This window comes from Staphylococcus gallinarum (assembly GCF_029774255.1).
GTDB lineage: Bacteria > Bacillota > Bacilli > Staphylococcales > Staphylococcaceae > Staphylococcus > Staphylococcus gallinarum.
Window position 1 is genome coordinate 1,707,151 of record NZ_CP069082.1, and the last position, 12,694, is coordinate 1,719,844.

Genomic DNA, 12,694 nt, shown 5'->3' on the forward strand with positions numbered 1-12,694 from the left:
AATTTAATTCTCCTTTTTTGCACGTGGATGTGCATTTAAATAAACTTTTCTCAACTGATCATTTGTCACATGTGTATAGCGACCTGTAGTCGAAAGATTTACATGCCCTAACAGTGATTGAACTGTTCTTAAATCGGCGCCTTGATTTAACATATGCGTTGCAAATGTATGCCGCAATTTATGAGGGTGAATTTCTGTCACGCCTGCCGTTCGTTTGACAACATCATTCAACACATAACGAACGCCACGCTCTGTTATAGGCGCACCGCTCATATTTACTAACAAATAATTGTGATTTGCATTTACCTTAGGTTTAAAGCTTTCTAAATATCGTTCAATACTTTGTTTACAAAATTCGCCAAAAGGAATAAATCTTTCCTTACTGCCTTTCCCTAACACCTTAACTCCGGGTAAATTCATATCTAAGTCAGACATTTGAATATTAACTAATTCCGACACCCTTATGCCAGTTGCATATAACAGTTCTAAGATTACACGATCTCGCAATCCTTTTTTGGCATCCCTTTCAACTGTATCAAATAGCGCATCCATTTCCGCTTCATAGAAAAAATGTGGTAAGTATTGTTCCTTTTTTGGATGTACGAGCTGTACGAACGGATTAGTTACTTGATCATCTTGAGTCATCCAATATTCGTAAAAACTTCTCAGCGTAGAAATTTTACGGGAAACTGTCGTTCTTTTCAAGCCTTTTGAATATAAAAAACTCAAATAATTTCTTGCATCCTTATATTCAAAGGTTGCTAAATTTAAATATTCTTGAGATAAAAATGCATTAAACTGTTCTAAGTCATCGTGATATGAATTTAAAGTATGTTCTGAAAATTGTCTCTCAACTTTCAACATATACAGGTATGCTGTTTGGATTTCTTCCAATAAAAACCCCTCCATCAATAAGTATTCTAGCATATTGTGGAAGGGGACTGCGAAAAATAACTATTAAGTTGTGGTAAATTTTCTAAATTTTCGGAAACAAACGTTGTAAATTTATTATTATAAGGTTTGTTTGTAATTATCTAAGAATGATAATGCTCTATTAGCTAACTTTTCGTAACGTTCTTTTTTATCTTTAATTCTATTTTCAAGAGATGGCAATAAACCAAAGTTAGCATTCATAGGTTGGAAATTCTTTTCATTTTTAGCATGAGAAATATAATATGCCATACTACCAATCATAGTTTCTCTTGGGAAAATAACTTCGCCTTTACCTTGTAATTTATGAGCTAAGTTAATACCTGCTACAAGTCCACTTGCAGCACTTTCAACATAACCTTCAACACCTGTCATTTGTCCTGCAAAATAAAGTGATTCTCTTCCTTTTAATTCATAAGTCTCTGTTAAAACGTCAGGTGAATTAATAAAGGTATTTCTATGCATAACACCGTATCTTACGATATCTACATTTTCTAAACCAGGTATAAGACGTATCACGTCTTTTTGGGCACCCCATTTTAAATGCGTTTGAAAACCTACAATATTATATAGCGTACCAGCTGCATCATCTTGACGTAATTGTACTACAGCAAATGGACGTTTCCCTGTCTTTGGATCTTCTAGTCCAACTGGTTTCATCGGTCCGAATAATAACGTTTTTCTACCTCGTTCTGCCATCACTTCAAATGGCATACAACCTTCAAAATATTTTTCCTTTTCAAATTCATTAACTGGAGCAACTTCAGCTGCCAATACCGCTTCATAAAATCTATCAAATTCTTCTTCTGTCATTGGACAATTAAGGTATGCCGCCTCTCCTTTATCATAACGTGATTTTAAATAGACTTTATTCATATCGATACTATCTTTTTCGATTATCGGTGCTGCTGCATCATAGAAATAAAGTTGATCTTTACCAGTAACATCTACAATTTCTTGTGCTAGATTACTCGTAGTTAGTGGTCCAGTAGCAATAATTGTGTAGCCATCAGGTATACCATCAACCTCTTCATTCAATACAGTCACATTAGGATGATTTTTTAAAGTTTCTGTAACATAACCTGCAAAGTCATGTCTATCAACCGCTAATGCACCACCTGCAGGTACTCGCGCTTTATCGGCAGCACTGATGATTAACGAATCTAATCTTCTCATCTCTTCCTTTAAAACGCCCACAGCATTTGTTAAGGCATTACCTCGCAGTGAATTGGAACAAACTAATTCTGCAAATTTATCCGTGTGATGTGCAGGTGTTTGTTTAACCGGTCTCATCTCTATTAAATTCACTTTAATACCTCTTTGTGCGAGTTGGTATGCTGCCTCTGATCCTGCTAACCCTGCTCCAACTACATTTACCGTTTGAGTCATGATAAATCCTCCAATACATTAAAATAGCAACTACGACACGTATATAATATATTATAAAAACTGATTACCACTTTTTAAAATATGTGCCGTAAGTTGCTGTTATTATAATTTTTATTTTGCGCTAATAAGGCGCTATTATGAACATACTAATTTAATTACTTTTACTTTTGTTCTTCTTCTTTGTAATCACAGTTTGAGCAGACAACCTGACTCTTTCTACCTTGTTTCTTCTCAACAAGATAGTGTTCACATTTTGGACATGCACGTCCAACTGGTTTATCCCAACTTATGAAGTCACATTCTGGATATTTAGAACAACCATAAAACAGTCTGTTTTTCTTAGACTTTCTTTCCACGACGTCCCCTTCATTACATTTTGGGCATTTCACGCCGATTGACTTAATGATTGCTTTGGTATTACGACAATCTGGGAAATTTGAACACGCCATAAATTTACCATAACGTCCCATTTTAATTACCATTGGTGAACCGCATACTTCACAATCTTCACCAGCAGGCTCATCTTTAATTTCTATTTTTTCCATTTCTTCTTCTGCACGTTCAACATCTTGTTTAAAGCTATTGTAAAAATCAGATATAACCTTTTTCCATGCAATGTCACCTTCTGCTACTTTATCAAGTAAAGTTTCCATGTTTACAGTGAAATCGACATCAATAATTTCAGGGAAATAATCTTTGACTTGTTCATGCACAATTTCACCTAATTCAGTTGGTACAAATCGCTTACTTTCATTTTTGACGTAATTTCTTTTTTGAATTGTGTCAATTGTTGGTGCATATGTGGATGGTCTACCTATTTTTAATTCTTCTAATGTTTTAACAAGACGTGCTTCAGTATAACGTGGTGGTGGTTGGGTAAAATGTTGAGAAGGTTCAATATTTGTTGCTGTTACTTTCTCACCTTCATCAATATTCGGCAATTTATTTTCTTTACCATTCTCTTCGTCATCTTTAGCTTCGACATATAATGTCATAAAACCTTTGAACTTAATCGTCTGTCCATTAGCTCTGAACTTAATATTATTTTGTGTTAAATCCAAAGCTACTGTATCTAAAATGGCAGGTGCCATTTGACTAGCTACAAACCTTTCCCATATCAATTTATATAATCTGTGTTGATCACGCGTTAAATAATCTTTCATATCTGCTGGCGTTCTCAAAGTGCTCGAAGGTCTGATTGCCTCATGGGCATCTTGGTCGCCTTGACCTTTAGCTTTTCTATTAGATGTGTAATCATTTCCATATTTTTCTTGAATGTAACCTTTTGCTTCAGCTTTGGCTTGGTCTGAAATTCTTGTGGAGTCTGTTCTCATATATGTGATTAAACCAACAGTACCCTGTCTCTTCAGATCGATACCTTCATATAGTTGTTGTGCTAACATCATTGTTTTACGAGCTTTAAAGTTTAATTTACGCGCGGCTTCTTGTTGTAGCGTCGATGTTGTAAATGGATTTGCTGGATATCTCGTTTTTTCCTTTTTCGTGACTTTTGTAACCTCAAATTGATCACCATCTAATTCCTTAGTAATCACTTCTACGTCATCTTTGTTAGTCAATTTATAAGGTTTATTTTTATAATGTAAGAATTTCGCATTGAATTTAGATTTCTTATATCTGAACTCACCTTCAATTTTCCAGTATTCTTCTGGTTTGAAGTTTCGAATTTCATTTTCACGATCAATAACAAGTCTTAATGCAACTGATTGTACACGACCAGCTGACAAACCTTTTTTCACCTTTTTCCATAATACCGGCGAAATATTATATCCTACTAATCTATCTAATACACGTCTAGCTTGTTGTGCATCAACTAAATCCATTTCTATGCCTCTTGGATGTTTAAAACTATCTTTCACAGCATCTTTTGTTATTTCATTAAATACTACTCTATTTTCTTTTGAATCTTCTAAATTTAAAATGTTCGCTAAATGCCAAGCAATTGCTTCACCCTCACGGTCAGGGTCACTCGCTAAAAAGACTTTCTTTGCTTTTTTAGCATGCTTTTTTAATTCCTTTACAACAGGACCTTTGCCGCGTATCGTTATATATTTTGGTTCATAATCATTATCATAATCTACACCCATTTGGCTTCGTGGCAAGTCTCTAACATGCCCCATTGATGCGATTACTTTGTATTTTTTACCTAAATATTTTTCAATGGTTTTAGCTTTTGCAGGCGATTCAACTATGACTAAATTTTCTGCCAAAGTAGTTACCCCCTTGCATTTCTTAATTACAAAGATAAATGATAAACGGTGTATTTTGTTTTTGTCAATGTTTTTAATTATAGAGTTACAATTTTAAAACCTTGACCTGTTCAAATTACATCATCTATACACTCTTTTTGTGATTGAATTATTTACTCAGGTTAAACTGTACTACACTTTTACTGTTTTGAGAAATTTAAATATAATCTTCTATAATATCCATTGCATTAATCACAATTTTTGCGCCTTCCTGTGCACTTAATAAATTCCCTTTAACCATTGGATCAAATATACTTCCAGGTAAGATATAGACATTTCTATTTTGCTCTAATGCAAATTGTGTTGTAATTAATGTGCCACTTCGCTCCATAGACTCTGTAATCAAGACACCTTTAGATATACCGCTAATAATTCTGTTACGTTGAGGAAAGTAATATTTTTTTGGTGGATCATCAGGTAAATATTCGCTTATGACAATGCCATTTTGTTCTATGTATTGACGGACTTGTGCAGTTTCCTTTGGATAATGATGATTATGACCAAACCCTAAAACAGCAATAGTTGGCATTTGCCAATACATCGCACATTGATGCGCATAACAATCAGCACCCTTTGCTAACCCAGAAACAATACAAAAACGATGAGCTTGTAATGACTGAAATAACATATCTAGTGCTTGATAGGAGTATTGAGTTGCATGTCTTGAACCAATTACGGCTAATGTATGTGGAAGAGATAGTAAGTCCGTACGTCCTCTGTAGAATAATATTAATGGAGGTTGATAAATTTCGCGAAGTATAGAAGGATAGTGACATTGGTCAATACTAACAAAATGCGTTTGACTATTGTTCAAAGTTGTTAGTATTTGTGTAATTGTTTCAGTCTGAAATTTCTGCGAGATAGTCGCTGAATGAGTGATCTTTGACATAGATAAGAATCGGGATAGTAATTGATGTTGATCATTGAACGGAGCAGTTAGAAAATGAGGAAATAATTTACATAAATTGTAGATTTGTATTGTCGATAAACCTGCAAACCTTAGCTTTAAGTATAGATAACTACGTTTCATAGTTCCCTCCTTATACTTAAAATTATATACCAAGAATGTACAAATTTAATTTACAGTTTTATGTCTTATAAGTTGAAAATTTAATCTGATTTTAAAAAGTAATTTTAAATCATTTGTAAATCGACTAATCATTTACAAACAACAATTATCTCAGAGAAAACATAGTAAAAAAATCAGTTTCTACTATTATAATAGGAGAATTGTAAATTTTAGGCACTTAAAATAGCACAAACCCCGACATACTTCGGAATTTGTGCTTATTTAGTGCATTATTAAATTATTTAACTGTTAATAATTCATCATAAATGCCAGCTTCTTTTGCTGCTTCGATTAAAGTCGTACCAATTTCAGATGGTGTGTCTGCTGTTTTAACACCACAGCTATTGAGTGTTTTAATCTTTTCATCGGCAGTACCTTTACCACCAGAAATGATAGCACCAGCATGACCCATACGCTTACCTGGAGGCGCAGTTTGTCCACCTACGAAACCAACAACAGGTTTAGTCATATTAGCTTTAATCCACTCTGCAGCTTCTTCTTCCGCAGTACCACCGATTTCACCAATCATAACTACAGCTTTAGTTTCATCGTCTTCATTGAACGCTTTTAGGACATCGATAAAGTTTGTGCCATTAACAGGGTCACCACCGATACCTACTGCAGTTGTTTGGCCAATACCCTCTTCAGTTAATTGGTGTACAGCTTCATAAGTTAGTGTACCTGAACGTGATACCACACCTACATGACCTTTTTTGTGAATGTAACCTGGCATGATACCAATTTTACACTCATCAGCAGTAATAACACCTGGGCAGTTAGGACCTACAACACGTGTTTTCTTGCCTTCAGAATAACGTTTCACTTTAATCATATCCACAACTGGAATATGCTCTGTAATACAAATAGCTAAGTCTAGCTCCGCTTCGATACATTCTAAAATAGCATCTGCAGCAAATGGTGCTGGTACATAAATTACAGAAACGTTCGCACCTGTTTCTGCTTTTGCTTCTTCAACTGTATTAAATACTGGTACACCTTCTACAACTTGTCCACCTTTACCTGGCGTTACCCCTGCAACAATTTGTGTACCATATTCAAGCATTTGTTTTGTATGGAAAAGGGCAGTTGACCCTGTAATACCTTGTACAATTACTTTTGTATTTTTATCAATAAATACGCTCATCTTAGTGCTCCCATCCTTTCCTTACGCTTCTTTTACAAGTTTTACGATTTTTTGTGCGCCTTCTGCCATAGTTGCAGCTGGTTCAATTGCTAAACCTGAATCTTTAAGAATTTGTTTACCTCTTTCAACGTTTGTACCTTCTAAACGTACTACAAGTGGTAATGTAAGTTCTACTTCTTTAACTGCTGCAACAATACCTTCGGCAATAATGTCACATTTCATAATGCCACCGAAGATGTTTACAAAGATACCTTTAACATTTTCATCACCTAAGATGATTTTAAATGCTTCAGTAACCTTTTCTTTAGTTGCGCCGCCTCCTACGTCTAAGAAGTTAGCAGGATTTCCTCCAAAATGATTAATTGTATCCATAGTAGCCATTGCTAAACCAGCACCATTTACCATACAACCGATATCTCCATCTAAAGCGATGTAAGATAAATCATATTTAGAAGCTTCGATTTCTTTTGGATCTTCCTCTTCTAAGTCACGTAATTCTTGGATGTCTTTATGTCTAAATAATGCATTATCGTCAAAGTTGATTTTCGCATCCAATGCTAAGACTTCACCGTCACCAGTTGTTACTAATGGGTTGATTTCAACAATAGAACAGTCTTTTTCAATAAATACATTATAAAGCGAGATTAAAAACTTAGCTGCTTTATTAATTGATTCTTTAGGAATATTAATGTTAAATGCAATTCTTCTTGCTTGATATGGTGCTAAACCAACAACTGGATCAATTGTTTCTTTGAAAATCTTTTCAGGTGTTTTAGCAGCCACTTCTTCAATTTCAGTACCGCCTTCTTCAGAAGCCATCAAAGTGACCCTATCAGTTGCGCGGTCAATTACAAAACCTACATAATATTCTTTTTGAATATCGCAGCCTTCTTCTATGTAAAGGCGTTTAATTTCTTTCCCTTCTGGGCCAGTTTGATGCGTTACTAAAGTTTTACCTAGCAATTCATTTGCATAAGTTTCAACTTCAGAAAGTGATTTTGCAATTTTTACTCCGCCTGCTTTACCTCTACCCCCGGCGTGAATTTGTGCTTTAACCACATACACATCAGATTGTAATTCTTTTGCCTTTTCTACTGCCTCTTCAGCAGTAAATGCTACACGTCCTTCTGGGACAGCAACGCCCATAGAACGAAAAATTGCTTTACCTTGATACTCGTGGATATTCATTCTCCATCCTCCTGTTTCTTAGGTTAAGTTCATAATCAATTATAAGAAATGAAAGCGCTATTGTAAACTGATTTAGCACACTTCTTTTAATTAATTTATAAAATTGATTAATTGAAATGTGATTTAATTGGTTCAAATGATTTTCTGTGTTCACTGATAATGCCGTACTTCTTAATTCCATCAAGATGTTGTTGTGTACCATAACCTGCATTTTTTTCAAAACCGTAAACATTATATTTTTTTGAAAGTTGTTTCATATATTGATCTCTATGTTCTTTGGCCAACACACTAGCAGCAGCGATTGAAATACTTTTAGCATCTCCTTTAATAATAGAGGTTTGTGGGATATCAATGTCTAATGCCATGGCATCAATCAATAAATGGTCAGGTCGTACATCAAGTGCAGCAATAGCTCTTAGCATAGCCAATTTAGTAGCCTCGTAAATATTAAATGTGTCGATCTCTTCAACAGAAGCAGAGCCATATGCATAAGCATATACTTTAGACTTTAATTCTGTTTCTAACTCATTGCGTTTTTTGGCAGAAAGTTGCTTTGAATCATTTAAACCCGTAAATTGATGGTCTTTATTTAAGATAACAGCACAGGCAACAACTGGTCCCGCTAAAGGTCCCCTGCCTACCTCATCAATACCACAAATGAGTGCTTCACTATTCTGTTTTAAAATATCATTTTCATAGCTAGACATTTCAACATATTTATCTAACAGTGCTTGTTCTTTTTCTAATTGTTTAATTCTTCGTTTTATAGCATTTTGAACACCTTTACGCTCATCTTGATAATAAGATTGTTCTTGTATAGACGTAATAGATTGTTGATTTTTAAGTAAATTGGTAATTTCAGCAATAGTTTGTTTTATCATAATGACCTATACATCCATTTCTTTAAATATATCAAATGTATAGGTTCCAATTTTAGCGTTACGTACTTCATGTATAATCAAATCGATTACAGCTTCATAATCTATTTCATTACCACGTCTTAGTAATCCTCTTCTTCTACCAATTGCATCAAACCATTCTAATATTTCAGCATCTTTATCTACATCTACATTATAATGTTTAGTTAGCCCTTCAAAATCATGTTCCTTTAGAAATTCAAGACCATATATTGCTACTTCATCTAAATGGACAATACTATCCTTTATCGCACCTGTTATACTTAATTTTTTTCCTACAAGTTGATCTTCAAACTTCGGCCAAAGAATACCCGGTGTATCTAGCAATTGTAATGCATTTCCTACTTTAATCCATTGTTGTTGTTTAGTAACACCTGGTGTGTTACCCGTTTTAGCAATAGATTTATTAGCTAATTTATTGATTAGTGTCGATTTTCCTACGTTTGGTATGCCGACTATCATTGCTCTGATAGCTCGTGGTTTTAGTCCCTTTGCTTTTTCTCTTTCAAACTTTTCTTTTGTCGCTTTGATGGCTGCCTGCTCTACTAATTTCAAGCCTTTACCATGTTTAGCATCAATTGCTATAGGATAATATCCTTTCGATTTAAAATACGACTCCCATTTTTCTAATTCTTTAAGGTTTGCCATATCTTTCTTATTTAAGATAACAACACGTGGTTTTTGTTGAATGACTTCATCTATCATAGGATTTCTTGAACTATATGGAATTCGAGCATCAACAAGTTCGAATACAACATCCACTTTTTTAAGTTGTTCTGATACCTCTCTTTTAGCCTTAGCCATATGTCCTGGATACCATTGAATTACCATAATTATCACCTTTCTCAATTTGAAAACTTCATTAATTTCAAACATATCATTTAATGTTCATACTTTAGCTTATATTTATTTTTAAATAGACTATAAAATAATAACATGTACATGCACGCTTTAAAATGAATGACAGTATCTAAATTCATTATTAATCTTAATTTTACAATATAATTGAGTTATATACCTTATAAATCTATAAATACATAAGTTATTGAGATTTACTTACGAATTGATTGGGGTATAGCTAAAAATATATAGTATTATTAATTAAACAGTAAAATATATTTTATGTATTCAATGCTTATTATCATCGAGATTTACTTGAATCATAAATTACTTACTAAACATCGCTATAGGAGATAAAAAATGCGGCGCAAATTGTTATACATCATTTTGTTTATTAGCTTGGCTTTGATCGGTCATAGTTACATATTATATAGATTCATCGTCAATGGAGTCTTATTTACAGGCCCAAATGATGGCATGGAACAAATGGTACCGATACAGATGTTTTTATATGAAAACTGGAGCAACGGTAACTGGTTTTATTCTTCAAAATTCGGCTTAGGCGGAGATTTTTTCACAGATTTAAGTTATTACTTTTCAACCAATATTATATTTATACTTAATACTTTGGTCGTAGCACTGATTAAACTCGTTATTCCACTGCAGACAGAATCTGTTATGTTTTGGATAACCAATGATTTAATTGTATCTATTCTTAAATCGAGTTTAGCCATGTTAGCAACGTTTCTGTTTATGAAATATATTGCGCTTAATCGTAACATAGCAGTATTAACAGCGTTTGTATTTGTCATTTCTCCTTTATATTTTCGTTTCACGGTTTACTGGCCATTTTTTAGTGATATCTTCATTTTGTTACCACTGTTATTATGGTCTATTGAACGTATCTTAAAAAGGAAACAGTTTGGCTGGTTTATCGTCATTGTGACATTATCCTTAGTTAATAATTTCTATTTTGCTTACTATCAGTTACTTACTGGTTTAATTTATTTTTCTATTAGAATTATTTTTCGTCATCAACACGATATTTTATCAAGAAAAAGTACAATCAAATGTATTATCATTGCCGCATTATTGGCATTAGGAAACAGTTTATTCTTCTTTTTTCATGGAGTTCAAAGTTATTTAAATAATAGACGTATACCTTTTACAGGTACAGTCGACTGGTTTGAACATTTTGATCAAAACACGAATGTATTGTTTGATAATTATCTCATTGTAATTCTTTTTGTAACATTACAAGCTTTACTTACTTTCAAACTGTATAAACATTATTACTTTAAGTTATTTGCTTGTCTTACCATCGTATGTATCGCAGCTAATTTTTTACCATTTGTCGACCAATTATTTAATGGTTTTTCTGCACCACAAAAACGTTGGCATTACTTATTAGCATTTAATTCTGCAACAATAATTGGTTTATATGTTAAGTATTTTCGAACTTTAACAATTAAAAGCTATATTTTTCCATCAATTATAGCGTTAGCATGTATTTTTATAAGTAGTTGGTATTATCAAGAAGTCGTAGCATGGCTTTATTTTACACCTGTCGTAACGATAATTGGTCTACTTATTTTATTAGTGAAAGAGCCAGCAATCCGTGTTAAATTTACAAATTTCTATATCATCGCAGTAATGATTTTAGCTGTTTTAGTCAGCTTTGTATTTACTAGAAATCAAATATATTTTGAAGATCACGTTAACAGAGCTAACCGTTTTTATGCTACTTCTAGTCTCTATGATTCTCAGTTGCAACAACAACTTGTTAAAGCAATGAACGCGAGTAAAAAGGCAGATGAACGTATAGATTGGCGTGTAAACGAACAAGATAATACACCGATGTATCAACATTTTAAAGGTATGAGTGTGTACTCTAGTATTTTTGATCATAATATTCTAGATTACTATTACGACGATTTACAAATCAATCTAAAGAACGAATCTGTTAGTCGTTATCAATCAACGAATGGACGACAAAATATTGCGAGTTTATTTTCAGAACGATTTTTAATGTTAAAATCATATCAATCTAATGTGCCGTATTATTTTAAAAAGATAAAATCACGAGGCCAATATCAAATATATGAAAACACCTTAAACTTACCGACCGTTAGAGTGACAAACAAAGTATATCGAGCTGAAGGTTTATACAACCCTATTGATCGAGAACACGCAATGTTAGATGGTATTGTAATATCTCATAAAGGTGAAAACTATCCTCAAAAAGCTAAAAACCTTTTGAATTCAACGACAATGAGTCATAAAAACATAAAATTAAGGCAAAATCATAGGATACAACTTACTAAAGCAACTGGTTCGCTACAATTAAAAATACCTAAAAATATCAGACAACAATATAAAGATTTTTACTTATCATTAATAGTTAAACGCGGCAATCCAGACAGTAATTATCTCGTAAATGTAAATGATTATATCAATAACCGCTTGTACAATAATTCTACATATCGTACAGGTGTCGATCATCAATTATACAGAGCGACACCCGACAAAAATGGAAATATTAATATCACCTTGAGTCCAAGGGGGAATTATCAATTTCAATTAAAAGGATTGTATGGAGAGAATTATCAACATCTTAAAAAAGCATATAATGTTAAAAAAAATCATGGTTCATATAAAGATATTAAAAATGGTGTAAAGGTTAAATTACAGCCTCACAAAAAGGGTATTGCAACTATAAACATTCCATATAGAGAAGGCATGTCTGCTTATATCAATGGACACAAAGTAACACCCTTTAAAGTGAATTACATGATGACAGGCGTTAAAGTGCCTAAACATTGTGATGAAATCATTATTAAATATCGCCCAAAATGGTGGTATAGTATGATTTTTATTTCTATAATAACAATTGTTATGAGCTTTATTTGGGTGAAAAAGATTAAAAAATGATTATATTTTTGGCAGAAGG

9 protein-coding genes are annotated in these 12,694 nt (G+C 33.2%); 1 reads left to right on the top strand and 8 read right to left on the bottom strand.

The features are described from left to right. Positions 1-3 precede the first annotated feature (3 nt). The 8 genes from xerC to ylqF form a co-directional block, all read right to left on the bottom strand. A complete protein-coding gene (xerC, locus tag JN168_RS07995; protein WP_279525750.1) occupies positions 4-894 on the bottom strand; it encodes a tyrosine recombinase XerC in 891 nt (296 codons plus the stop codon). Between the two features lie 117 nt (positions 895-1,011). After that, positions 1,012-2,319, bottom strand: coding sequence for an FADH(2)-oxidizing methylenetetrahydrofolate--tRNA-(uracil(54)-C(5))-methyltransferase TrmFO (trmFO, locus tag JN168_RS08000; RefSeq protein ID WP_107513135.1), 1,308 nt, complete (start codon positions 2,317-2,319; stop codon positions 1,012-1,014). Positions 2,320-2,480: 161 nt separating this feature from the next. After that, positions 2,481-4,547, bottom strand: a complete 2,067-nt coding sequence (topA, locus tag JN168_RS08005) for a type I DNA topoisomerase (RefSeq protein WP_042738862.1) — start codon at positions 4,545-4,547, stop codon at positions 2,481-2,483. Positions 4,548-4,743: 196 nt separating this feature from the next. Then, positions 4,744-5,616: a DNA-processing protein DprA gene (gene dprA, locus JN168_RS08010; protein ID WP_042738863.1), complete on the bottom strand. Its 873-nt coding sequence runs from the start codon at positions 5,614-5,616 to the stop codon at positions 4,744-4,746. Between the two features lie 277 nt (positions 5,617-5,893). Beyond that, a complete protein-coding gene (gene sucD, locus JN168_RS08015) occupies positions 5,894-6,799 on the bottom strand; it encodes a succinate--CoA ligase subunit alpha (protein WP_042738864.1) in 906 nt (301 codons plus the stop codon). Positions 6,800-6,820: 21 nt separating this feature from the next. Continuing rightward, positions 6,821-7,987: an ADP-forming succinate--CoA ligase subunit beta gene (sucC, locus tag JN168_RS08020; RefSeq protein ID WP_042738865.1), complete on the bottom strand. Its 1,167-nt coding sequence runs from the start codon at positions 7,985-7,987 to the stop codon at positions 6,821-6,823. 107 nt (positions 7,988-8,094) lie between these two features. Further along, positions 8,095-8,868, bottom strand: coding sequence for a ribonuclease HII (locus tag JN168_RS08025; protein WP_042738866.1), 774 nt, complete (start codon positions 8,866-8,868; stop codon positions 8,095-8,097). A 6-nt stretch (positions 8,869-8,874) separates the two neighbouring features. Continuing rightward, a complete protein-coding gene (ylqF, locus tag JN168_RS08030) occupies positions 8,875-9,735 on the bottom strand; it encodes a ribosome biogenesis GTPase YlqF (RefSeq protein ID WP_229367150.1) in 861 nt (286 codons plus the stop codon). A 369-nt stretch (positions 9,736-10,104) separates the two neighbouring features. On the opposite strand from ylqF, the gene JN168_RS08035 reads away from it, so the two are divergent. Then, positions 10,105-12,675: a YfhO family protein gene (locus tag JN168_RS08035; protein ID WP_229367149.1), complete on the top strand. Its 2,571-nt coding sequence runs from the start codon at positions 10,105-10,107 to the stop codon at positions 12,673-12,675. The last annotated feature ends 19 nt before the right edge of the window (positions 12,676-12,694 follow it).